19 protein-coding genes are annotated in these 24222 nt (G+C 66.1%); 8 read left to right on the top strand and 11 right to left on the bottom strand.

The window, feature by feature from the left end; genetic code table 11:
- Positions 1 to 39: 39 nt before the first annotated feature.
- Together BDW16_RS13220 and BDW16_RS13215 are read right to left on the bottom strand one after the other, a co-directional pair.
- Entirely contained in the window at positions 40 to 1050 is a 1011-nt protein-coding gene (locus BDW16_RS13220; RefSeq protein ID WP_066571792.1) for an aldo/keto reductase, read from the bottom strand.
- Complete coding sequence (locus BDW16_RS13215; RefSeq protein ID WP_198585793.1) at positions 1047 to 2663, bottom strand: rhamnogalacturonidase; 1617 nt, start codon at positions 2661 to 2663, stop codon at positions 1047 to 1049. Before BDW16_RS13215 ends, BDW16_RS13220 begins: the two co-directional genes overlap by 4 nt.
- Before the next feature lie 61 nt (positions 2664 to 2724).
- Between BDW16_RS13215 and BDW16_RS13210 the strand changes: the two genes are divergently transcribed.
- The 4 genes from BDW16_RS13210 to BDW16_RS13195 all read left to right on the top strand — a co-directional run bounded on the left by BDW16_RS13210 (position 2725) and on the right by BDW16_RS13195 (position 8241).
- Entirely contained in the window at positions 2725 to 3453 is a 729-nt protein-coding gene (locus BDW16_RS13210) for an SDR family oxidoreductase (protein ID WP_066571794.1), read from the top strand.
- A gap of 162 nt (positions 3454 to 3615) precedes the next feature.
- Positions 3616 to 5610 carry a right-handed parallel beta-helix repeat-containing protein gene (locus BDW16_RS13205; RefSeq protein WP_066571797.1) on the top strand — a complete coding sequence of 665 codons (1995 nt, stop codon included), beginning with the start codon at positions 3616 to 3618 and terminating at the stop codon, positions 5608 to 5610.
- 52 nt (positions 5611 to 5662) lie between these two features.
- Complete coding sequence (locus tag BDW16_RS13200; RefSeq protein WP_066571800.1) at positions 5663 to 6388, top strand: helix-turn-helix domain-containing protein; 726 nt, start codon at positions 5663 to 5665, stop codon at positions 6386 to 6388.
- A gap of 38 nt (positions 6389 to 6426) precedes the next feature.
- Positions 6427 to 8241 carry a DUF885 domain-containing protein gene (locus BDW16_RS13195; protein ID WP_066571803.1) on the top strand — a complete coding sequence of 605 codons (1815 nt, stop codon included), beginning with the start codon at positions 6427 to 6429 and terminating at the stop codon, positions 8239 to 8241.
- 57 nt (positions 8242 to 8298) lie between these two features.
- On the opposite strand, the gene BDW16_RS13190 is transcribed toward BDW16_RS13195, so the two are convergent.
- From BDW16_RS13190 to BDW16_RS13155, 8 genes are all read right to left on the bottom strand, one after another.
- On the bottom strand, positions 8299 to 9933 hold the full coding sequence (locus BDW16_RS13190) for a rhamnogalacturonidase (protein WP_241230546.1): 1635 nt from the start codon (positions 9931 to 9933) through the stop codon (positions 8299 to 8301).
- A 64-nt stretch (positions 9934 to 9997) separates the two neighbouring features.
- Complete coding sequence (locus BDW16_RS13185; protein WP_066571808.1) at positions 9998 to 10795, bottom strand: kinase; 798 nt, start codon at positions 10793 to 10795, stop codon at positions 9998 to 10000.
- Positions 10779 to 11735, bottom strand: a complete 957-nt coding sequence (locus BDW16_RS13180; protein WP_066571813.1) for a 2-hydroxyacid dehydrogenase — start codon at positions 11733 to 11735, stop codon at positions 10779 to 10781. Before BDW16_RS13180 ends, BDW16_RS13185 begins: the two co-directional genes overlap by 17 nt.
- A 9-nt stretch (positions 11736 to 11744) precedes the next feature.
- The gene (locus BDW16_RS13175) at positions 11745 to 12515 is read right to left on the bottom strand and encodes an enoyl-CoA hydratase/isomerase family protein (RefSeq protein WP_066571817.1); all 771 of its coding nucleotides are present in this window, start codon (positions 12513 to 12515) and stop codon (positions 11745 to 11747) included.
- Positions 12512 to 13630: a type 2 periplasmic-binding domain-containing protein gene (locus BDW16_RS13170; RefSeq protein ID WP_198585792.1), complete on the bottom strand. Its 1119-nt coding sequence runs from the start codon at positions 13628 to 13630 to the stop codon at positions 12512 to 12514. The genes BDW16_RS13175 and BDW16_RS13170 overlap by 4 nt, the downstream gene beginning before the upstream one ends.
- The gene (locus BDW16_RS13165; protein WP_241230547.1) at positions 13627 to 14820 is read right to left on the bottom strand and encodes a CaiB/BaiF CoA transferase family protein; all 1194 of its coding nucleotides are present in this window, start codon (positions 14818 to 14820) and stop codon (positions 13627 to 13629) included. The genes BDW16_RS13170 and BDW16_RS13165 overlap by 4 nt, the downstream gene beginning before the upstream one ends.
- A 10-nt stretch (positions 14821 to 14830) precedes the next feature.
- On the bottom strand, positions 14831 to 15577 hold the full coding sequence (locus tag BDW16_RS13160; protein ID WP_066571822.1) for an SDR family NAD(P)-dependent oxidoreductase: 747 nt from the start codon (positions 15575 to 15577) through the stop codon (positions 14831 to 14833).
- Positions 15574 to 16755 (bottom strand): aldose 1-epimerase family protein, encoded by a 1182-nt coding sequence (locus BDW16_RS13155; protein ID WP_066571825.1) that lies wholly within the window; start codon positions 16753 to 16755, stop codon positions 15574 to 15576. The genes BDW16_RS13160 and BDW16_RS13155 overlap by 4 nt, the downstream gene beginning before the upstream one ends.
- 85 nt (positions 16756 to 16840) lie before the next feature.
- Between BDW16_RS13155 and BDW16_RS13150 the strand changes: the two genes are divergently transcribed.
- Complete coding sequence (locus tag BDW16_RS13150) at positions 16841 to 17197, top strand: L-rhamnose mutarotase (protein ID WP_066571828.1); 357 nt, start codon at positions 16841 to 16843, stop codon at positions 17195 to 17197.
- Positions 17198 to 17810: 613 nt separating this feature from the next.
- Here BDW16_RS13150 and BDW16_RS13145 read toward each other — a convergent pair.
- The gene (locus BDW16_RS13145) at positions 17811 to 18545 is read right to left on the bottom strand and encodes a FadR/GntR family transcriptional regulator (protein ID WP_066571831.1); all 735 of its coding nucleotides are present in this window, start codon (positions 18543 to 18545) and stop codon (positions 17811 to 17813) included.
- Positions 18546 to 18750: 205 nt separating this feature from the next.
- Here BDW16_RS13145 and BDW16_RS13140 point away from each other — a divergent pair, with 205 nt between their 5' ends.
- The 3 genes from BDW16_RS13140 (at position 18751) to BDW16_RS13130 (ending at position 24061) form a co-directional block, all read left to right on the top strand.
- The gene (locus tag BDW16_RS13140) at positions 18751 to 19902 is read left to right on the top strand and encodes a mandelate racemase/muconate lactonizing enzyme family protein (protein WP_066571833.1); all 1152 of its coding nucleotides are present in this window, start codon (positions 18751 to 18753) and stop codon (positions 19900 to 19902) included.
- Positions 19903 to 19941: 39 nt separating this feature from the next.
- Positions 19942 to 21201, top strand: coding sequence for an MFS transporter (locus BDW16_RS13135; protein WP_066571836.1), 1260 nt, complete (start codon positions 19942 to 19944; stop codon positions 21199 to 21201).
- A 91-nt stretch (positions 21202 to 21292) separates the two neighbouring features.
- A complete protein-coding gene (locus tag BDW16_RS13130; RefSeq protein WP_083954090.1) occupies positions 21293 to 24061 on the top strand; it encodes a TonB-dependent receptor in 2769 nt (922 codons plus the stop codon).
- Positions 24062 to 24222: the final 161 nt, after the last annotated feature.

The following is a 24222-nucleotide window of genomic DNA, read 5'->3' as shown; positions in this document are numbered from 1 at the left end:
CTTCATGGGGAGGGACCCCTGCTTGTGCGGGGGTGACTGTCATTGGGGAAGCGGTGCGTCCCGGCGGATCAGGCCCGCGTCGCGAAGCTCTTCCCACAGCGTCACGGGAATCACCCGCGCCATCAGCGCCAGCGCATCATCGACCTGACGCACCGACCCCATCCCCGGCACCACGGACGCGACCTGCGGATGCGCGAGCGGGAATTGCAGCGCGGCCGCGGCCAGCGGCACGCCATGCTTCGCACAGACATCCTCGATCGCGCCAACCCGTTCGAGGATCGCGGGGGGCGCAGGCTCGTAGTTGAAATTGGGAATGGCGCCGCCGTGGCGTACCCCCTTGGCGAGGATGCCGCTATTATACGGTCCGGCGATCACCAGCCGCACGCCGCGCCGCGCGCAGAGCGGGAGCAGATCGTCGAGCGGATCCTGTTCGAGCAGGGTGTAGCGGCCTGCGAGCATGATCAGATCGATCTCCCCGGCCCCCAGCATCTCGATACACACCGCGACTTCGTTGACGCCAATGCCGATCGCCCCGACCGCGCCCGAATCGCGTAGCTTGAGCATCGCGCGATAGCCGCCGCCCATGAACTCGGCGAACCGCCTCGGATGCGCGGCGCCATGCGCGAAGACCCCGATATCGTGCGCATAGAGGATGTCGATCCGATCGCGGCGCAACCGCTTCAGACTGCCCTCGTACGAGCGCATCACTGCATCATAGCTGTAGTCGAACACGCTTTCGTACGGCTCGGGCGAAACGAAGGCCTGGCGCATCGCCGACAGATCGGCATCCGGCCGCGGATCGAGCCGCCGCCCGATCTTGGTCGAGACGATCGCGCTCTGCGCCGGATCCAGCTCGGCGAGCGCCGCGCCCAACCTTTTTTCGCTCAGGCCAAATCCGTAGTGCGGGGCGGTGTCGAAGGTGCGGACGCCCGCATCCCATGCTCGCGCCACCACGTCGCGCGCCTGAGCTTCGGGCACCGCACGATACAGGTTACCGATCGATGCCGCGCCGAAAGCGAGCTGGCCCAAATTGGTCAGGCGCTCCATCATGCGAGCGTCTGTACCGCGCCGAGTGCGATCCCGCTGCTGTCCTTTGCCGACACCGCCGCATCGCGCGGCTTGCTGGAGACGAGGCCGTCGATCAGCGCCCCCTCGACGTTGCGCAGGGCGACGGTCGGCCGTGCATCGGGCTTCTCCACCGCGAAGCGGCAGTCACGGATCGTCAGCCGCTTGGCGTGGCGTGCCCAGAAGCCGTGCGCGGGCAGCGTCTTGAGGTAGCTCACCTCAAGGCTGGTCTCGCGGCGATATTCGGGCTCGCGCGCCGCGTCCGCCGCAGTGCCGCCGCCGGGCGAGGTCACGTCGATCCCGACGAAGCTCACATCCTCGACCGGGCCGTCGGCAAAACCCTCGACCCCGCACGGTTCGCGCGGATCGGCGCCAGACACCTGCACATTCTCGAACCGCACCCGGCGGATCTTGCCGACCGGCGTGCCCCTGGGCGCGCGCATCCGCGCGGCGTGGTGGACGAACAGCGGATGATTGACGGGATCGCGCAGCGTGATGCCGCTCACCACCACATCCTCCATCAGCCCGCCATCGACGATGCCGATCAGGATGCCGCGGCTGTTGGTGCAGATACAGTCGGCGATGCGCACATTGCGGAAGCCGCCATTGGTCTCGGTCCCCATCTTGATCCGGCCCAGCACGCCGTTGCCGTCGGGCGAGCCATAGTCGGACGGGCGATAGGTGCCGTCGAGCAGCGAACCCATCAAATAGCCGCTGGTCTTGCAGCCCTGGACCAATATGTCCTCGCACATCGTCTTGCGGCCCAGCGCATAGCTGCTCTTGAGCACGATCGCATCGTCCTTGGGCGCGTTGACGGTGCAGTTGGTGACGCGCACGTCGCGGCAGCAATCGATGTCGATCCCGTCGCGATCGGTGTCGATGACGATCCCGTCCAGCGCCATGTTGGTGCAGCCATGCGCGATGATCCCGAAATGCCCGGCCTGCAGGATAGTGAAATCCCTGAGCCGGACGTTGCGGCAGTTCATCAGCCCGACGGTCTTGTTGGCGCGCCCCACCTGCGCGGCTTCCTTCTCGTCGCGCAGCATGAATTCCTTCGGGCTGATGCCGAGCGCCTTTGCCGACTGCCAGTTGTCGCGCTTCCACCAGCGGTCCCCCGGCCCTTCGCGATCAAGGCCCAGGCCGTGCAGCATTCCCGGTCCGATCACGCCGATGTTCGACGCCCCATCGGCATAGATCAAACTGTTGTGAACATGCGTGATCCCGAAATCCTGGAACTGCTCTTCCATATAGTTTTCGGGCGGATCGTAATTGCGCCCGTGGATGTCGGGATCGGCCGCCTCGATCACCGCGCCAGCCGACAATGCCAGCGTGACATTGTCGAGCAGGCGGATCGAGAAGCTGAGATACCGGCCCGGCGGCACCAGCACGACGCCCCCGCCGCGCCCGGCCGCTGCCTGCACCGCGCGGTTGATCGCCGGGCTGTCGATCGTGCGGCCGTCGCCGCGTGCGCCATGCTTGCGGATGTCCTCGACGCCATGCCCGTCGAGCGCGACCTGCGCCGCGGCGGGCGCGCCGAAGAGGAGAGCCAGCAGCCCGAGGGTCGAGCGGCGATCGATGCTTGCATGATGCTCAAACATAATTCATCATACGAATACGAACGGCGTTGTCTACGCCACAAATCAACCCATTGGAGAGTTTATGGGCCGTCTCGAAGGCAAGATCGCACTGGTGACCGCGGCGGGCCAGGGCATCGGCCGGGCCACTGTCGAGGCGTTCGTGCGCGAAGGCGCGCGGGTGATCGCCACCGATGTCCGCGCCGAGGCGCTCGACGGACTGGAGGGCGCCGAGACGCGCCAGCTCGACGTGACCAGCAAGGACGCGGTTGCGGCGATCGCCGCCGAATTTCCCGAGCTCAACGTGCTCTACAATTGCGCGGGCTTCGTCCATGCCGGCACGATCCTGGATTGCGACGAGGATGCGTGGGAGTTTTCCCAGTCGCTCAACGTCACCGCGCAATACCGGATGATCCGCGCCGTGCTGCCCCACATGATCGCGCGCGGCGGGGGATCGATCATCAACATGTCGTCGGTCTGCTCGAGCATCAAGGCGGTGCCCAACCGCTTTGCCTATGGCGCGACCAAGGCGGCGGTGATCGGCCTGACCAAGTCGGTGGCGATCGACTATGTGACCAAGGGCATTCGCTGCAACGCGATCTGCCCCGGCACGGTCGAGACCCCCTCGCTGATCCAGCGGCTACACGACACCGGCGATTTCGAGAAGGCGTACGCGGAATTTACCGCGCGTCAGGCGATGGGCCGATTCGGCCGGACGAGCGAGCTGGCGGCACTGGCCGTCTATCTCGCCAGCGACGAAAGCGCGTTTACTACCGGCACCGTCAACGTGATCGACGGCGGCTGGGTGAACTGAATCGGGATCGGCCCGCTGGATCCTGCCCCGCCCCGTCACCCCGGCCCTGTGCCGGGGTCCACCGGGATGCCAGGGATAGGGCAAGAGGCGTAAAGCCTGACCAGCGCGGCATAGTGGACCCCGGCACAGGGCCGGGGTGACGGACGTTAGGAGAGTGCCCAGATGATTGCCAAAGCCGTTCATCGCCTCACGTTGGCTGCCGCGCTGCTCACCGCAACCTCAGCCTTTGCGCAGGTGACGGTGCATGTCGCGCCGGGTGGCGATGACCGCAATCCGGGAACTGTGGCCAAGCCCGTCCGCACATTGGAACGCGCGCAGACGCTGGTGCGCGCAAGTAACGCAAAGGGCGACGTCACCGTCCTGCTCGCCGGCGGCACCTACACACTGACCAAGCCGCTGATCTTCCGCCGTGCCGATGGTGGGTTGAACGGCAAGAAGGTCGAGTGGCGCGCCGCCGAGGGCGCCAAGCCGGTCATCTCGTCGGGGATCGAGGTCACCGGCTTTGCCTCCTACGACGAAGAGCGCCGCATCTATGTCGCCGCGACCCCCAAGGGGCTCGACACGCGCCAGATCTGGGTCAACGGCACCGTCGCGGAACGCCCGTGGATCGAATTGCGCGCCTCCGACGTGAAGTTCGGCCCCAACGGGTTCGAGATCACCAATCCCAAGTATGGCTATATCGGCAAGCTCGCCCGGCCCGACCGGCTCGAACTAGAGGCGACCGGCTTCTTCACCGACCGCTACTCGCCGGTGAAGTCGATCAGCGGCACCACCGTGACGATGCAGCAGCCGGCATGGGACAACAACACCTGGGGCTATGACACCGTCAGCAAGCCGATCTTCCCCGATGATTCGCGGCTGTTCCTGGTCAACGCGCTCGAGTTCATCGGCAAGACCAACGACTGGCATGCGCGCTATCACCAATGGGTGATCGAGCCCGAGGCGGGCAAGCTCTACCTGCGCACGGGGATCGACGAGGACATCAAGGATCTGAAGGTGGTGGTGCCGACGCTGGAGACGCTGGTTTCGATCAGCGGCACGCCCGCGGCGCCGGTCGAGCGCCTCAGCTTCCGCGGCCTCACCTTCGCGCACACCTCATGGATGGGGCCGAGCAAGCCAACCGGCTATGCCAACCAGCAGAGCGGTGCCTATCTCAGCGACGTCTCGCCCATCCGGCCCAAGGATGCGTGGGAGAAATGCGGCTGGGGCTGCGTCGAATTCGAATCGATGCGCCTCAAATGGCACCAGATGCCCGCCGCGGTGCAGGTGTCGGCGGCGCGCGAGGTAAGCTTCGAGGGCAACAATTTCACTCAGCTCGGCCAGATCGCGCTCGGGATCGGCAACGAGCCGACCGCGCACCTGACCGGCGTCGGGCTTGCGACCGACGGCATCCGGGTTTCGCGCAACCGCTTCTCGATCCTGGCGGGCGGCGCGATCATGGCAGGCGGCGTACGAACCGACGCGCATCACCCCTCCGACCCCAGGCTGATCAACCGCAACCTCGTGATCGAGGACAACACGGTCGTCACGGTCAGCCAGGACTATAAGGACAATGCCGCGATCCTGACGACGTACATCGACGGCGCGACGATCCGGCACAATGACATCAGCGACGCGCCCTACGACGCGATCGCGGTCGGCTGGGGCTGGGGCTATAACGATGCGGGCGGCAACCCGAATTACGACGAGAAGCAGAAGGGCTACGTCCACAATCCGAAATTCACGACGCCGACGACGCTGCGCAACACGCTGGTCGAGGGCAACCGCATCCATGGCGTGAAGCTGTGGTACGAGGATGGCGGCGCGATCTACAATCTGTCGGCCAACCCCAATTCGATCATCCGCAACAACCACATCTTCGACATCTCGAACCGGATCGGCATCTATCTGGACGAGGGCAGCAAGCACTTCACCGTGACCGGCAACGTCGTCGAGACCGGGGGCAAGTGGCTCAACATCAACACCGCAGGGGGTATGTTCCGGCGCCGGATCTCGACCGACAACAAGGCGTCCGGCAACTGGCACAATTCGATGTCGACCGGCGGGCGCTGGCTGCCCGAGATCGGCAACGACGCGCGGGGCAACTTCCTCGTCCCCGACCGCGACTGGCCGGCCGAGGCGCGCAAGGTGATCGAGGAAGCGGGACCGCGGGACTGAGGCAGCAGCGACCCGATGGACGGCGCGGGCGCTGCCGTCCTAGACAGGGGAGATGGGTTTCCTGTGCAGCTTTGCCGAAGCGCCGATCGGACGACTGCGTCACCACGCGAACGAATTGCGCGAGCGCCACTGCCATGACGACCCGTTCGTCGCGGTGGTGCTGTCAGGCGGCTATCAGGAGGCCGGCGACGAAGGCCGGTGGAATGTCCGGCCTGGCGACGTGCTGATCCATCATGCGTTCGAATCGCACCTCGACCGGTTCGATCACCGGGGGGCCGAAGTGCTGGTGCTGCCGGTGCCGCACGCCCTTTCGCAGTCGCGGACGATGCGCGGTCGGGTTGCCGACCCCGATCTGCTGGTCCGCCTCGCCGAACGCGACCTTGGCGAAGCCCAGGCGTCGCTTGCCGGCCAGTTCGCCTCATGCACCGCAGCACCGCTGGATTGGCCCGATGCACTCGCCGCCGATCTGCGCGCGATGCGCGACATCCCGCTCGGTCAATGGGCCGAGCAAGCGGGGGTGCGACAGGAAACGCTAAGTCGAGGCTTCCGCCTCGCCTATGGCTGCACGCCCAAGGCCTATCGCGCGAACGCCTGTGCCCGGGCCGCGGTTTCGGCTCTGCGCGGGACCGACACGCCATTCGCGGCGGTGGCCCAGCAACTCGGCTATGCCGACCAGGCGCATATGACGCGGGCAGTCACGATGTTGACCGGCCTGACCCCCGGCGGATGGCGGCGTAGGTCAAATGGGTTCAATACCGGCGCAGGTGCGGCCCCGTAGGGATCGACCCATCCCCCTCTCGCACGGAGCCCCGACGCATGATCGACCGCCGCACCCTGATCGCCACCGCGCTGCTCCCGGCGCTCGCGCCCGCCGTCCGCGCGCGCGAAAGCCAGAGCGAGGAGGGCACGCGGCTGACGGCGATCTACGAGAAACTGTACGACCGGCTGCTCGAGACCGATCCTGAATTCTGCACCGCGCTGGGGCTCGACAAGGGCGCCTATGCCGGCGCCAAATCGAAGCTGACCGACCGCAGCCCCGCTGGCATCCGCCGCCAGCACGATTTGTATCGCGAGGGGCTGAAGCAGCTCGCCACGATCGATCCGTCAAAATTGTCGGGCATGGACCTGGTCAACTATGAGACCTTCCAAGGCCCCTGGCAGAGTTTCGTCAAGGCGTACGACACGTTCAGCTATGGCCTGCACAGCTGGCCCGAGCCGCATCCGGTGACTCAGCTGAGCGGCATCTACCGCTCGATCCCCGATTTCCTGACCAACCAGCACAGCATCGCCAATGCGGCGGATGCCGAGGCCTATCTGGCCCGCTGTCGGGACTTTGCCAAACAGCTCGACAACGAGACCGGGCGAATCCAAACCGATCATGTCGCGGGCGTCATTCCGCCCGATTTCGTGATCGACCGGACGCTGGAGGTCTATGCCCGGGTCGCAGCCCCCGCGCCGGAGGCCAACATCCTGGTCACCAACCTGACCAGGAAGACCCAGGCGATCCCCGGCGACTGGGCAACGCGTTGCGCGAAGATCGTGAGCGGCGACATCTATCCGGCGATGCAGCGCCAGATCGCCGAGCTGCGCCGGGTGCGCCCGCGCGCCACGCACGATGCGGGCGTGTGGCGGCTGCCGCAGGGTGCCGATTACTATGACTATGCGCTGCGCTACGCGACGACGACCGGGATGAAGCCGCAGGAGGTTCACCAGCTGGGGCTGGAGAAGATGGCTGACCTCACCGCCCGCGCCGACGCGATCCTTCGCGCGCAGGGGATGACCGAAGGCAGCGTCGCGCAGCGTCTGCGCGCGCTGGGCAAGGACCCGCGCTTCATCTATCCCAACACCGACGCCGGCAAGGCGAAGCTGATCGCCGAGCTCAACGCCCAGATCGTCGAGATGCAACGCCGCCTGCCCGAGATGTTCGGTCGGCTGCCCAAAACGCTTGTCGAGATCCGCCGTGTCCCGCCGGAGATCGAGGCTGGTGCGACCGCGGGCTACTACCAGATCCCCTCCGCCGACGGATCGCGACCGGGCGCCTATTACATCAACCTGCGCGACACTGCCGAGAACCCGCGCTGGACACTGCCGACGCTGACCTATCACGAGGCGACCCCAGGGCATCACCACCAGATCGCACTGGCACAGGAAGCGGCGGGGATTCCCCGGCTTCGGCGCCTGCCCGTCTACTCGGTCTATACTGAGGGCTGGGGCCTCTATGCCGAGCAGCTTGCAGATGAGATGGGCGCCTATGCCGACGATCCGTTCGGACGGCTCGGCTATCTCCAATCCTATATGTTCCGTGCGGCGCGCCTCGTGGTCGATACCGGGCTGCATCACATGCGCTGGAGCCGCGAGAAGGCGATCCAGTATATGAACGATGCGCTCGGCACGCCCGAGCGCGGCAACATCACCGAAGTGGAGCGCTATTGCGTGTGGCCGGGACAGGCGACCAGCTACATGGTCGGCCAGACGCGCTGGGTGGCGATCCGTGAGAAGGCACACAAGGCACTGGGCGACAAGTTCGACATCCGTGCCTTCCACGACACCGCACTGGCGGCAGGCGCGATGCCGGTTTCGGTTCTCGAATCGATGATCGACCGCTGGGTCGCGGCACAGCGCGGTGGATGATCGCCGCGCGGTGCCACGCTCATCGCGTCGTACAGCCTCGCCACAGCGGGCAGCGCATCACGGTCTCGTCGCGCTGAAGGCCCGGACCGATCCGATCGCGATGTTGCGGCTGCCCGCGCCGGTGCGCACCGCGGCATCGCGCGGCTTGGGCGAGGCGAGACGATCCACCACCGCGCCATCGACACTTTCCAGTACGACCGAAGGCCGCGCATCTGGCGCTGCGGTGTCGAAGCCGCAATCGGTGACGCTCAGATTACGGACGTGTCGCGCATAGAGGCCGTGCGCGGGCAAGGTGCCCATGAAGCTCGGCTCGAGACTGGAGTTGCGGCGCTCGGGCACCACGCGGTTCGCATCGGCTTCGGTACCGCCGCCCGCCGCGGCGACATCGACGCCGCGAAAACTCACATCCTCGATGATCCCGTCGGGGATGCCGACCACGCCGCACGGATATTCGGCCCGCGCACCCGAGACCTGGATGCCGGTGAAGCGCACCCGGCGGACCTTCGCCACGCCCGCTCCCTTTGGCGCGCGGTTGCGCGCGGACAGGCGCAGGAAGATCGGATGGTTGACCGGATTGACCAAGTTGACGTCGCGGAAGGTGACGTCCTCCAGCACCCCGCCGTCGATCGCGCCGAGCTGAAGGCCGCGGCTGTTCTCGCATATGCAGTCGGCGATGAGGATGTTGCGGAAGCCGGTCGCGCTGTCGGTGCCGAGCTTGATCCGGCCGAGCACGCCGACCTTGTCGGGGGCGAGATAGGGCGATTTGCGATAGGTGCCGTCGAGCACGGAGCCGAGCAGATAGCCGCTGGTCTTGCAGCCGATCACCTGCACGTCCTCGCAGAACACCGGACGCTGGAGCGCGAAGCTGCTCTTCAAGACGATCGCGTCGTCCTTGGGTGCGTTGACCACGCAATTGGTGACGCGCGCGTCACGACAGCAGTCGATGTCGATGCCATCGCGGTCGGTGTCGATCGTCAGTCCGTCGATGCGAACATTGGTGCAGCCCAGCACGTAGCAGGCGAAGTGCCCGCCCTGCAGGATCGAGAAATCCTTGAGCAGCACATTGCGGCAGCGGGTCAGCCCGATCGCCTTGTTGCCGCGGCCTTCATACTCCATCTCGAGCGGGATCGCGCGGCGCGCGGCGTCGGCGCTGAGGCCCTGTTCGGCGGGCGATTTCCAGCCCTCGATCCCGTGCCAGCGCGGCGGCGGGCCTTCGCGGTCGAGGCCGAGGCCATGGATCAGCCCCTGGCCGATGATCGCGATATCGCTGACCCCGTCGCCATAGATCAGGCTGTTGTGGAAATGCGCCAGTCCGTAATCGACCAGCTGCTCCTCGAACACGCCCTCGGGCAGGTCGTACAGTCCCTTGTGCTTCTTCGGGTTCGCCGCCTCGATCACCGATCCGGGGCTGAGGACGAGCGTGATGTGGCTCTTCAAACGGATCGAGAAGCAGAGATAGCGTCCGGGCGGCACCACGATCGTGCCGCCGCCCTTCGCGCTCGCCGCCTCGATCGCGCGGTTGAAGGCAGGGGAATCGATCGCCCTGCCATCACCCTTCGCGCCATAATCGCGGACATTGTGGAAGCCGGTGAGCGATCCGGTCGCACGGACGGGGATCGCGCTGGCAGCGAATGCGGCGCCGGCGCCCAGCAATGCCGTCCTGCGGCTGAATTCGGCCCGTTCCCTGAGCAATAACCCTCTCCTGTCGTTGTCTATCATATGATGAATTAGCGGGACTGGGATCACAAGCCGTAAGTCAGGTTTTACCGATCAACTCGCGATCAGGACCGAGAGGAAGCGCCAGATCGGCACGGCCCGGCATCTCCTGCAGGATCGCCCGGGTGATCCGCTCATAATGCTGGATGAAACGCGCGATCTGCATGTCGCTCATCGCCAGCGCAGGATCGCGGCCCTGCTCGTCGAGGCTGGCGCGCAGGGCCGCCTCCTGCTGCGCCCGCCAGCCGCGCACCACGTCGAAATCCGGCGCGGCGAGAAGCACCAGCCGGTCGAGACGCGCGAACAGTGCCTGATAGGGACCGGCGAGCGCGGCGTTCACCGCGCGGCGCCAGAGCCCGTCCGGATCTTCGGCACGCTCGAGATCGTTGACGGGCGCGATGAGGTCCGCTGCGGGCTGTGCGTGGGCACCGACGCACCAGCCTTCGAAGATCAGCAGGTCGAGCGGGGCATCGATTGCTTCCCACTGCGCTTGCGCAAGCGGCTCGTCGCTGGCCTTGTCGAAGCGCGGCAGGCGCACGGGTTGCCCCGCCCTGACCGCGTCGAGGATCGAACGGCCGAGTGCAACGTCGTGCGTCAGCGGCACGCCGCGCGTGGCGAGCAGCGGGTGGATATCGCGTGCCAACGCTGCCCGCGCCGCTTTGTCCAGATAGAGATCGTCGAGCGAGAGCGTGGCGGCGCGCACGCCGAGCGCATCGACCAGACCGCGTGCGAGGGTCGACTTGCCGCTGCCCTGCGACCCGCAGATGCCCAGGATCAGCGGGCGCGGGCCGAGCCAGCCTCTGGCCGCGCGGGCGACAATCTCAAGCGACGCGGTCAAACGGTTCGTGCCCGGCGAAGAAGGCGTCGAGATTGTCGGCGACCTTCATCCCCATCGCCTCGCGCGTCTCCAGCGTCGCCGAGCCGAAGTGCGGGAGCAGCACGGCGTTGGGAAGGTCGATCAGCGCCGCCTCGACCGCCGGCTCGCGTTCGTACACGTCGAGGCCGGCGGCAGCGATCGTGCCGACCTTCAGTGCTTCCGCCAGCGCGGCTTCGTCGATCAAGGTTCCGCGGCCGGTGTTCACCAGCACTGCGTCTCGCTTCATTGCGGAAAGCGCGGCGGCGTCGATCATGTGACGGGTCGCGGCGCCGCCCGGCGCATGGAGCGAGACCACATCCGCAATGCTCAACAGGCTTTGGAGCGACGCATGATAGTCCGTCTCTGGCACGTCTTCGGCGCGGCTGCGGCTATGGACGGCGATCTTCATCCCGAACGCTTTCGCGCGATCGGCCACGGCGCGGGCAATGCGGCCATAGCCGACCAGCCCGAGCACTTTGCCGCGCAGCGACCGGCCGAGCAGATGGGTCGGGCGCCAGCCGGTCCACTCACCCGCGCGCAGCTCCCGCTCCCCCTCGCCCGCGCGGCGCGTCGCCATCAGGATCAGCGTCATCGCGATGTCGGCGGTGGCGTCCGTCAGCACGTCGGGGGTGTTGGTGACGGCAATCCCCGCCTCGCGCGCGGCGTCGAGATCGATATGCTCGAACCCGGCGCCGTAGTTGCCGATGATGCGCGCGCGGCGGCCTTCGGTCAGGATGACGTCGCGGGTGATCCTGTCGGTCACGGTCGGGCAGAGCGCATCATGCTCGCGCATCGCCTGTGCCAGCGCGGCGGCGTCCATCGACATGTCGGTCTCGTTGCGCGTCACGTCATAGCGGGCGGCGAGGCGCGCCTCCACCGCTTCGGGCCAGCGGCGGGTGAGGAGGATGCGGGGCCTGGTCATTGCGCCAGACTAGCGCCGGCGGAAGACGGGCGCACGCTTCTCGGCAAAGGCGGCGCGGCCCTCCTTCGCGTCGTCGGTGGCGAAGCAGATCGCCTGCAGGTCGCGCTCATATTCGATCGCCTTATCCCACGGCATCGTATGCGCCGCGCGCAGGTTGAGCTTGGCGGTCTCCGCCGCGATCGGTGCGCGCGAAGCGATCGTGCGCGCAATCTCCTGCGCGCGGGCGAGCAGCGCGTCGGGCGCGACGACCTCGCTCACCAGTCCCCAGGCCAGCGCCTTCTCCGCATCGATCATGTCGCCGGTGAACAGCATCAGCGCCGCGTTGGAGGCGCCCATCGAATAGGTGAGGCCCGCCGCCATGCCGCCGCCGCCGATCCAGCCCAGCTTGATCTCCGGCGCGGCGAAGCGGGCGTTGGTGCTGGCGATGCGGATGTCGGCGGCCATCGCCGTCTCCAGCCCGCCACCGAGCGCATAGCCGTTGATGGCGGCCACCACCGGCTTGCGGCAGGCACGCAGCGCGTCACAGTAATCGTCGCGATTGCGGAAATCCCACGGAGTCGCATAGCCGTCGAGCGTGGTGATGTCCGATCCGGCGGAGAAGGCCTTCTCGCCCGCGCCGGTGATGACGACACAGCGCACCGCGTCGCTGCTATTGCACGCGCTCACCGAGGCGATCAGCGCGGCGGCCATTTCGGGCGTCAGCGCATTGAGCTTGGCGGGCCGGTTGAGGGTGATGGTGGCGACATGGTCGGCCACCGTGAACAGCAGGTCGTCGGTCATGTCTCGGCTCCGGCCGGGTGGTGGCTGCGATAGAAGGTTTCGAGGTCGTCGAGGACCGCATTGGCGGCATCGCCGTCGAGCAGGCCCGCGCGCAGCCGCGTCGAGGCAGCCGTCTGGAAGGCGATTGCGCCGTCGTGCCGGGGACGCAGCAGCGCGGATTCGACCGTGGCTAGCGTCGCGGCGAAGAAGCCGCCGGTCGCGGCGTTGATCGCATCGTCGGTCCAGGCCGAGCGCAGCGCGGGCTGTCCCTCATGCTGCGGAATGAAGCCGCGCTGGACCGGCTCCGACATCAGCCAGCGCAGATGATCGATCAGTTCAAGGGTGACGGTGCAGCGCTTCGACACGCCGATCCCGGTGCCGCCCAGCGTCGATCCGATGCGGCCGTCCGGACCGGCGGGTGCGTTCGTGAAACCGACGCCGCGGGTCGCATAGTTCACATAGCCATAGATCAGCGGGCAGAGGTCGATCCCCTCGCCGCGCTCGATTGCGCCGAGCATCGCGATCGGGTTGAGGTCGCGTGCGCGACGGGTGACGTCGCCGGTCAGCGCGGCCATCAGTGCATAGGCCTCGCGCGCGATGGCGCGGTCCATGAAGGTGTCGCGCGGCACGGCGGGATCGAAAGCGAGCGCACCGCAGATCGACTGGAAACTCAGGATCGCGTGCGGCCCGGCGAGCGACAGCGCAACGGCGTGATCCGCGGCAAAGGCGGGCAGCTGCGCCCATTCAAGCGGCGGCAGCGACACCGTTTCGCGCCGATAAGCCATCACCTGGGTCGCCGCGTCGAGGGGAAGCGCCCAATGCCTGCCGGCATAGTGATAGCTGGAGAGCGACGGCCCGGCGACCGCAGCGCGCCATGCCGCAATCGCGTCCGCCCCGAACAGATCCTCGATCGGGATCAGGCAATCCGCCGCAACCGCTTCACCGACATGCGGATGATCGAGCACCACCAGATCATAGCGCGCGCACAAGTCGCCGATCGGGTGCGATTCGAACCCTTCCAGCGGATGCTTGTCCCACCGCAGCGCGATGCCGTCCGCCTGCGCCGCAGCGGCCGCAAGCGCATTGTAGCCGCGCGGATGATCCCAGGTCAGGCCGCGATAATGTGGCATGCTCATGCGTGCTGGCGCACCACGCCCGATTCGATCAGCGCCTCGATCGCCTTCCCATCCAGACCCGCCTCGCGCAGCAGCTCGCGACTGTGTTCGCCGACCAGCGGCGCGCCGCGCGCGACGGTCGAAGGCGTCTTGGAGAAGCGGATCGGGAAGCCCGGCGCCTTCACCCGCCCCTCGGTCGGATGGTCATATTCGACAAAGGTACCGTTGTGTTTGATCTGGGGATCCTCGACCAGATCGGCATAACCGTAGACCGGGCCGGCCCAGATATCGCGCGCGCGCATCGCTTCGAGCCATTGCGCACTGGTACGCGCGGGCAGGTGTTCCCGGACCTTGGCAAAGATCTGGTCGCGCAGTGCCCAGCTGTCGCGCTCGTCGTCGAGGCCCTCGAAGAAGCTGTCCTCGAACAGCTCGCCGAGCTTCTTGAGCGAGGCCATGGCGACGGTGATGTAACCGTCAGCGGTCGCGAAAACGCCGTACGGCGCACGGATATAGCTATGCGCGTGCGGCTCGGCCGATCGCGCTTGCGGCTTCTCGCCCACTGTGAACACCGACAATTCCTGCATCTGAATCGTGGTGATCGCGTCGAGCATGTTGACCTGCACCAGCTGGCCCTCGCCCGTCCGCTCGCGGTGGAACAACGCCGCCAATGCGCCCTCGAACGCCGAATAGGCGGTGACCGCATCGACCAGATACTGGCCCGCGGCGGACGGCGGCGCGCCCTCCGCCCCCGTCGACATCATCGCGCCCGACATGCCCTGGAGCAGCAGATCCTGGCCGGGATAATTGCGGTAAGGCCCGTCCTCGCCATAGCCGGACATCGAGACGTAAACGAGACTCGGGTTGATCGCGCTGAGCGTCGCATAATCGACACCCAGCCGCTCGGCGACGCCGGGACGATAGTTCTGGAGGAACACGTCGGCATCCTTGACCAGTTCGAGCAGCAGCGCCTTGCCCTCAGGCGCCTTGAGATCGACCGCGAGGCTGCGCTTGTTGCGGTTGAGCGAGAGGAACGAGACGTTGATCTTGTTGCCGTTGGCACCGCCGGCAGAGGCGTGACGCTGCCATTCGCCGCTGGTCGGCTCGACCTTGACCACGTCGGCGCCCATGTCGCCCATGCGCTGCGCCGCGAACGGTCCTGCCATCGCGATCGAGCAGTCGAGCACGCGGATGCCGCTCAGGATATTGGTCACGTCGTCTTCCTCAGTTCATGGTCCAGCCGCCATTGACGTGCAGCGTCTGGCCGGTGACGAAACCGGACTCGTCGCTCGCGAAAAAGGCGATGGCGTTGGCGATGTCGCGGGCGGTGCCGCGGCGCTTGATCGACTGGGCGTCGAGCACCATGCGGTTATAGCCCTCGGGGTCGGGATGGATCTTCTCGGCGTCGGTCGGGAAGGCGCCGGGCGCGATCGCGTTGACGGTGACGCCCCAGGCGCCGAATTCGCGCGCCCACGCACGGGTGAGGCCGACCAGCGCCATCTTCGAGGCCACATAGGGCGAGAGGTTGGCCCAGCCGCCCGAAATGGTGATGCTTGAGACGTTGATGATGCGACCAAATCCCTTTGCCTGCATCCCCGGCAGCGCCGCCTGCACCGCGACGATGCCCGCGTCGACATTGACGCGCTGGATCGCCTGATGCTCCGCGATCGAATAGTCCTCGAACGGCTTGGACGGGTAGATTGCGGCATTGTTGATGACGACATCGAACCCGCCGGTTTCCTCGATCAGGATGTCGAGCGTGACGCGCAGCCGGTCGAGATCGGCGAGATCCGCCGTCGAGACGATCAGCCTCCCCGGCCCCTTCCCGCGTGCCGCCGCCTCGAGCGCCTCGACCTTGGCGAGATCATGGTCGATCGCGACCACCGTCGCGCCGCGCTCGATCAGCAGCAATGTCGTGTCGAGGCCAAGGCCGCCGGCCGCCCCGGTGTAAAGAACCGTGCGGCCCTTCACTTGGCGCCCCCGATCGGCGGGAAATTGCCCGAGGGCACGGGATAGTCTTCGGCGGGCTGGAGCGCTACGCCCTCGATCCGCTGCACGGCGTCGGCGACGGCTTCGGCATCGGGGAGGATACGGAAGACGCTGTCGTAGCGCCGCGCCTCGCCATGCTCGAGCCAGATCAGCTCGCCACGCTCGCGCGCGAAATCCTTGCCCATGACATGGTTGGTCGAAGGCTCGATCCCCACGGCGTAATGGCCGGCGTGCAGATTCTGCCACTCGTACATGGCGGGGAACTGGTCCTTGCGCGTCTCGACCTCGAACCCGAAGCCGAGCGCCTCGTTGACCAGCGCGACATTGACCTTGCCGTCTGCATCGGCAGCCATGTCGTGCTGCCACACCTGCTCGTGGAAATTGACGATCGGCGCGGGGAGGGTGCGGTAACCCGTATTCTGGTCGCGATACTTGTCCTGATGCGCGGCCCAGATCACGTCCCGGACCGGCGCGACGTAGCGCGAGCCTTCGGCCACCACCGGATGGCTGACGTTGATATGGTAGCAGTACATGTGCGGGGTGCGGTAGAAGCCGTGATTGACCACGCGATCGTGCAGCCTGATCTCGTCGCCGCCGACATCCGCCTCGATCCGGCGGATGAGATGAAGGTCTTCGCCGAACACGGTCGATTGCTGGACAACCCCCTCGGCCCAGAGGACGCAGCGCTCGCCCTCCCAGCTTTCGCCATAGCCGGTCAGCCGCGCGGGGATGGTGCCGATGCGGCCGTGGAGCGAGGAGGACACCTTCTCGCGCGGGCCGTAATGATAATGGCCGGCGGGATCGTCGTGCATGAACAGGACATGGTCGAGGCCGCAAGTGACGAGCAGGCCCGACATCGAGCGGAACCAGCCAAGGCCGCCCTCGCCCTCATAATCGTGCAGCCCGGGGTGGCGGAAGCCCGAGGGCGAATGCCAGCCGACCGCGCGGCCATTATGCTCGCACTCGGCGATGTCCATCGCGCGATCGACCAGCACCGTGAAACGCAGGCCCGATCCGGTGCGGAACTCCAGTTGCCGCACCCCGCGCTCGACCCCGTCGCCCAGCGTCGACAGACGCACGCCCGCGAATTGCGAAAGCGAACCCGATCGCGCGGCAAGGTCGCGCCGGTTAAGGGTCTCGCCATAGAGCCTTGGCACCATCCCGCTCCATCATCATATTGTACGATGTATGATGTTTAGGGCAGGATGGCGCAACGCGTCAATCGACGTTCCGGAGAATCGTAGAATGCCAATCGTCCGCCGCTGCTTTGCCGTCGATCTGCACGACGATCCCGGCCTGATCGCCGCCTATCGCCGCTGGCACGAGCCCGGCGGGCCGCCCGCCGCGGTGAATGCCGCGATCCGTGCCGACGGAGTCGAGTCGCTCGAAATCTGGCTGATCGGCGACCGCATGTTCATGGTGATGGAACAGGACACCGATCGCGCGCCCGACCCCGAGGTGAAGCGCCTGCGGGACGAAGCGAATCCGGAGGTCGCGGCATGGGACGCGCTGATGGCGAGCTTTCAGAAATCGCTGCCCTTCGCGCCCGATCAGACCTGGGTCGAGATGGAGCGGATCTACGCACTGGCGGAGCAAGCCTAGCCGACACCGTCATCCCGGCCTTCCCGCCGGGATCCGCCAGGGCAGTTGCGGAGGATGGGGCTTCCCCATTGTCCGATACCGGAACCGGCGCTGAAAAATCCGACTGTCGGCAAGCGACCCCCCATTCGGACATTCGCACTTCTTAGCCCCTCCCGCTTGCGGGAGGGGTTGGGGAGGGTCTTCTTGTTCGTTTCCATCCAACCGCTTGGGTCACGTCCTCAGCGAAGGCAGAAGAAGAAGAAGAAGAAGAAGACCCTCACCCCGGCCCTCTCCCGCCAGCGGGAGAGGGAGAAGAAGCGAACGGCAGCTTTCCACCCCAATTTCGGTCGTTCCAGGGGGTGAAGCGGCGGCCAAAAGCGGACTGGCAGGAAGCGATTAATTGCAGCCATTGCGCATAGACCGTCATCCCGGCCTTGTGCCGGGATCCACCGGGAGGCGAGCAGGAGGGAAAAGGCTTGATCGCATCGCCCCGGGGCGCCGTGGATCCCGGCACAAGGCCGGGATGACGGAGAGGGGTTGCGACCACTTTCCATCCCTTCCGGTCATTCGCGCGATGGCACGGCGGCCCTGAGATCCGCCAAGAAACAAACTGCTGGGGTGACGACTTCCAGAGCTACCCCCGCGGCTGCGCCCGCCGCTTTTCCCAGGATCCGGCGATATGCTCGCGCATCGCCTTCGACGCGCGGTCGGGATCGCGCGCGGCGATCGCCTCATAGACGCTGCGGTGCGCGGCATGGGTCAGCTTGACATGCTCGACGCTGAGCTTGCCCGAATAGCCATGGGTGCGCAGCGCTTCGGACTGGATACCGTCGATGATCGCCTTGCTGAGGCGATCGCCCGACATATCCATGATGATGTCGTGGAAGCGCAGATCCTCGACCACATAGGCCGAAGGCATCGTCACCAGCGTTTCGAGCTTGTCGATCTGGGCAGCGAGTTCTGCGACGGCTTCGGGCGTGGCGTTCGCCGCCGCCTTCGCCGCCATGGCCGATTCGAGCAGCGTGCGGATCTCGGACAGATTGTCGAGATAGCGCAGCCCCTCCTCGCCCTGGAACAGCGCGGAGAGGATCATCGGATCGAGCATGTTCCACGCGCGACTGCCGCGCACGATCGTGCCGCGCCCCTGTTGCGAGACGACCAGCCCCTTCTCGGTCAGCGCCGTCGTCGCCTCGCGCACCACGGTGCGGCTGACATCGTACATCTCGCACAGCATGTTTTCGGGCGGCAGCGCGGTGCCGACCGGATAGGTGCCCATGACGATCGCATTAACCAGATCCTCGACCACCGCAGTCGACAGGCGCGGGCGCCGGCGGACCCGCTGATGCGCGGCCGTTGCTTCGCTGTTCATTCGCCTGTCTCGCTCACCCGGTTCGCTTCCCAATCACTCTTGTACGCCCTCGTACAGAAAGGGTGAAGCCGGAAAGCCCGATCCGTCAAGGGCTTGCAGTTCCGCGGGGTTGCGGTTTGCGGGGGCTTGCGGATTTAGAAAGATAATACATACTATGTTTCGACAGCGGGCGGAAGCAATGCCCGGCATAGGGGCCTCACCACGCATGAAGATCACCGGATATCGCAGCCTGACTACGACCCACGACTGGGGTCGGCCGGTGGGCGACGTGAACGGGGTGGTCGAGAGCGGCGTCACCGAAGTACCGATCCTGTTGCTGGAGACTGATGGCGGATTGACCGGCATCGGGCTCGGCCAGCATGTCGATATCGCCCGCGTCTTTCCCGCTGTGGAAGGGCAGGATCCGCGCGCCGTGACCGCGCTTTACGATTCGATGCTGGCGCATGTATTCAAGAGCGGCCACGCCGGCGCAACCTATGGCGCGATCGCCGCGATCGACATGGCGCTGTGGGATCTCAAGGCCAAGATGGCGGACGAACCGCTGTGGCGCACGCTCGGCGCGCTCGACCGGTTCGTACCCGGCTACGCTTCGGGCCTGTGCTACGGCCTGCCCGACGATGCGTTCGCCGCGCATTATCGCGACTGGGCCTCGCGCGGCTTTTCCTCGGCCAAGATCAAGGGCGGCCGCGACACCGCCCGCGACATCGGCCGGCTGCTGACGGCGCGCGATATCCTGTCGGTCAATACCAGCCGCCCCGCGATGATGCTCGACGTCAACGAGGCCTGGAACGTCAAGCAGGCGGTGCGTCATCTCGCCGAGATCGAGGCGCAACTCGACCTCACCTGGATCGAGGAGCCGGTGCGCCGCTGGGACGCCGAAGGCCATGCCCGCATCTCGCGCGCCTGCCGCGCCGCGGTGGCGACGGGCGAGAATCTGACCGGGCTCGATCAGTTCACGCCGCTGTTCGATGCACGGGCGGTGGACGTCGTCCAGACCGGCAGCGTCTGGGGCATCACCCATTTCCTGCGCGTCGCCACCGCCGCGCATGCGCGCAACCTGCCCGTCTCTCCGGTCGGCTACAACGCCAACCCGGTGGCGCATGCCGCCGCGGCGATGCCCAACATGATCGGGATCGAAGTACAGGACTGGAACGCGCCCAGGGGCCTGAAAGTGGACCAGGTCGTGACCGATGGCGGCATCCGCCTGGGCGATGCGCCAGGCCTGGGAATCGAGATCGACGAGGCAGCGCTTGCCAATGGCGCCGCACCCGGCTGGAACAGCAGCGGCGGACCGCATCGGCGCCCGCGCCACGCGGGACTGCGGCTCGTGCCCGATGGGCCGCAAGCGGCCGAGTAAGACCAGACGGAAGCAGAAGAAGCGATCACCGGAGAGACCATGGCCAGCGCCGCCGACACCAACCCCGCATACGTGCTCGGGCCGCAGCGCACGAAGCTGCAGCTGTCGCTGATGGTCAATTTCTTCCTGCTGATGGCGCTCTACAGCGGCGTGATGGGCGTGCTGTTGCCCAATCAGATCGCCGAGTTCGACGAGGCGTCGAAGGTCGGCAACCTCGCCCTGATGTTCGGAATCACCTCGGTCTTCTCGACGTTGACCACCCCGATCGCGGGCGCGCTTTCCGACCGCACGCGCAGCCGCTGGGGCCGCCGTTCGCCCTGGATCGCGATCGGATCGCTGATCGGGTCGGCAGCGTTGTTCGGCGTTTCGTGGATGACCAGCTTCTGGTCGCTGATGGTGCTGTGGGTGATGGCGGCGGTCGCCTACAATTCGATGCAGCCGGCGATGACGACGCTGATCGCCGACCGCTTCGCGCCGGAAAACCGCGGCGCCGTGAGCGGTATCGTCGGTGCGGGCATGACCGCGGGACTGACCGCGGGCACCGTCGTTGCGGGCTACCTCGCGGGCGAACGCGTGCTCGCCTATGGCTTGTTCGCGGGCGCTATCGCCGCCTCGTGTCTCGCTTTCGTCGCGATCAATCGCGAGCCGCGGAGCGACCATCTACCTCACCGGCCGGTGCACTGGCGGGAGTTTCTGAAGGGTTTCTGGATCAATCCGCGCGAGCACCCCGATTTCGCCTGGGCGTTCGCCAGCCGCTTCTTCATCTATATGGGATATCAGGCGGTCGCCGCGTATCTGCTCTATATCCTTCGCGACTATATCGGCCTCGGCAACGAGGCGTCGAACGTCGCCATCGCCAATATGGCGGTCGTCACGCTGATCTGCCTCGTCGCCTCCTCGCTCATCTCGGGCTGGCTTTCGGACAGATACCAGGCGCGGAAACCCTTCGTGATCCTGGGCAGCCTGATCATGGGCTGCGCGATGGTCGCGCCGCTCGCAGCGCCGAGCATGCAGGGCATGTGGGCCTATGCCGCGATCATCGGGGTCGGATACGGCTTGTTCATGTCGATCGACATGGCGCTGATGACCCAGGTGCTGCCCAAGAGCGCACTCGGCGACGAGGGCAAGGACCTGGGCATCCTGACCACCGCGGTGAACATTCCCCAGATCATCAGCCCGTTGATGGCGGCAGGACTGCTGTACCTGTTCGCCAATGACTACCGCGCGATCTTCTGGGTGGCGGTGGTCTTCGTGTTCGGATCGGCATTGTGCGTGCTGCCGATCCGTGGAGTGCGCTGAGCGCCAATTTATAATACGTATTATGATAATTTGACATACGGATTGGCTTGCGTCATTCTCGCGTCAAACAAGGATCTCCAAGGAGGGGAAGATGAAGTTTCGCCGTGCCCTGTTGCTGTGTGCTGTCGCCGGAGGCGCTCTGACGCTGGCCCAGCCCGCCCTTGCGCAGGACGCGCCGGCGGCCGAGGAAGCCGCACCAGCGGAAGAGGAAATCCTGGTCACCGGCATCCGCGCTTCCGAGCGCGCCGCGATCGACATCAAGCGCAATGCGGTCGCCGTGGTCGATTCGATCGTCGCCGAGGATCTGGGCAAGCTGCCCGACCAGAACGTCGCCGAGTCGCTCCAGCGCGTCGCCGGCGTCACGATCGAGCGCAATCGCGGCGAGGGCCGCTACGTCACCGTCCGCGGCTTCGGCCCCAAATTCAATGCCGTCACCGTCAACGGCCGTACGCTGGCGACCGACAATAACGGCCGCGAATTCTCGTTCGACGTGATCCCGTCGGAGATCATCTCGGGCGCGGATGTGTACAAATCGCCCCAGGCGAACCTCAACGGATCGTCGATCGGCGCGACGATCAACGTCAAGACGCTGCGTCCGCTCGACCAGAAGACGGGCTTCAAGTTCGCCGGCGCCGCGACCGGCATGTGGTCGGAGATCGCCGACAGCTGGAACCCCGAATTCTCGGGCGTGGCAAGCTGGAAGAACGATGCCGGCACCTTCGGCGTCGCACTGGCCGGCGTCTGGGCCAAGCAGGACAACCGGATCGACGAGTTCACCATCGGTGCGGGCCATGTCCGCCGCTCGTCGACCGACAGCTACTATACCGCCGGCGGCGTCGCCGGCGCGCGCGTCGGGCCGGGTGTCACGCCCTTCTCAGGCGTCTCGATGCCGTCCAACCTGTCGCCCTTCTTCTTCGAGCGCGAAATGACCCGCTGGGGCTTCAACGCCGCGGTGCAGATGCGCCCGAGCGACAAGCTGACCGTAACGATCGACGCACTGGTATCGAAGGCCCGTTTCATCGAACAGCAGACCGGTCTCGCCTACGATTTCTCGGGCGGCACCCTGGTCGAGCAGGTGGTGAAGGGCGGCAGCATCGTCAACGGCGTCCAGACCGGCGGCGAAGCGGTGTACCAGCGCTATGTCGGCGGCTTCGTCGACCAGATCATCCAGTATGACGACCGCAACGTGACGACGAGCCAGTTCGGCATCAATGTCGACTGGCGCCCGACCGACGACCTCAAGGTCGGGCTCGACATGTCGCTGTCGGACGCGCGCAAGCGCGGGCACGCCAACAACCTGTTCACCACCATCCGCCGCAAGAATATCGATCACTGGTTCGACCGCCGCAGCGGCAGCCCGATCTACGACTACGGCTTCACCAGCCCCAATTACGCCAACGCCGCGACCAACCCGCAGGGCGTGACCGCGCACTATTATATCTGGGGCGGCGGATCGGACGGCGACGACGAGATCGAGGAGTACAAGGCCGACGTCGAATGGAAGCCGGGCGGCGGCAATCTGACGCTGACCGCCGGCGTGATGGCATCGAGCCGGATCAAGTCGATCGACGGCTATGAAACGCCGTTCGATCAGCAATGCCGCTATTGCGGATCCGATCGCGTGCTTCCCGCTTCGCTGTTCGAATCAACCGGCCGCAACTTCTTTGCCAGCCATGACGGCAACATCCTGCGCGACTGGCTGATCTACGATCCGCATGCGCTGGTCCGCCAGGTCGACCAGTTCGCCACCCAGGACGGCCTCGTCTTCGACCCCGCCGTCCGCTCGGCCACGGCTTCCTCTGTGATCGACGAGAAGGTGAAATCGGCCTATCTGATGGGCTCGCTCGATACCGAAGTCGCGGGCATGCCGCTCGTGATCAACCTCGGCCTGCGCTACGAGAATACCGACTACACCTCCTCGGGTGCGTCGCGCACGATCGTCAGCGCCCGTCCGCGGCTCGATGCGAACGGCAACCCGACCGGTCAGAACGACATCATCCTGACCCCCACGGCCGTTCCGGTGAACTTCCGCGGCAAATATGACGACTGGCTCCCGTCGCTCAACATGCGGCTTTCGGTCACGGACGATCTCATCCTCCGCTTCGCCGCATCCAAGGTGATGACGCGCCCGACGCTGACCGACCTGTCCCCGCGCATGTCGGTCCAGACCAATCCGGGCAACGAGACGATCCGTCGCGGCAACCCCGACTTGCAGCCGTTCCGCGCGGATCAGGTCGAGCTCGGTGCCGAATGGTATTTCGCTCGGGATTCGCTGATCAACGTTGCCGCCTTCTACAAGAAGATCGGCTCGTTCGTGACCACCGTCACGACCGACGAGATCGTCGATCAGATCAAGTTCCGCGTCACCGTGCCTGCCAATGGCAAGGGCGCAACCGTGAAGGGCTTCGAGGTCGGCTACCGCCAGTCGTTCGGCAACTGGCTGCCCGCACCATTCGATGGCTTCGGCGTCCAGACCAGCTTCAACTACACCGAGTCCGACGCGCAATATCCCAGCATCGTCGCAGGCCAAAGCTACAGCCTGGAAGGTCTTTCGGAATATTCGTACAGCCTTGTCGGCTTCTACGAGAAATATGGCGTCCAGGCCCGTGTCGCGTACACCTATCGCGACGACTTCCTCCAGACCGCGATCGGCCGCAATTCGGAGCAGGAATATTTCAAGGGCTACGGCCAGCTCGATGTGAGCCTGGCCTATGACGTCACGTCGAACTTCACCATCTTTGCCGACGCCGTGAATCTGAACAATGCCAAGGAGTTCCTCTACTCGATGAGCGAGGACCGCACCAAGGAGTACCGTACCACGGGCCGCCGCGTCTCGGCGGGTGTCCGGGTCCGCTTCTGACAGCCGCCTGCCACCCCTCCCCGGCGCGGCTAAGGGGCGCTTCGTCACGGCCGTCTGGCCATGACGGAGCGCCCCGCTTCATTCGAGGCCGGTACGCGGAACAAATCGCGGATGGAAAAGCGCAGCGCTTCGCCGCATACAGAGAGACCGGCCACGTGCCG

Origin of the sequence: Sphingomonas koreensis (genome assembly GCF_002797435.1) — a bacterium.
In the GTDB taxonomy this organism is placed as follows: Bacteria; Pseudomonadota; Alphaproteobacteria; order Sphingomonadales; family Sphingomonadaceae; genus Sphingomonas; species Sphingomonas koreensis.
This window is presented reverse-complemented; position numbering and strand designations above follow the sequence as displayed.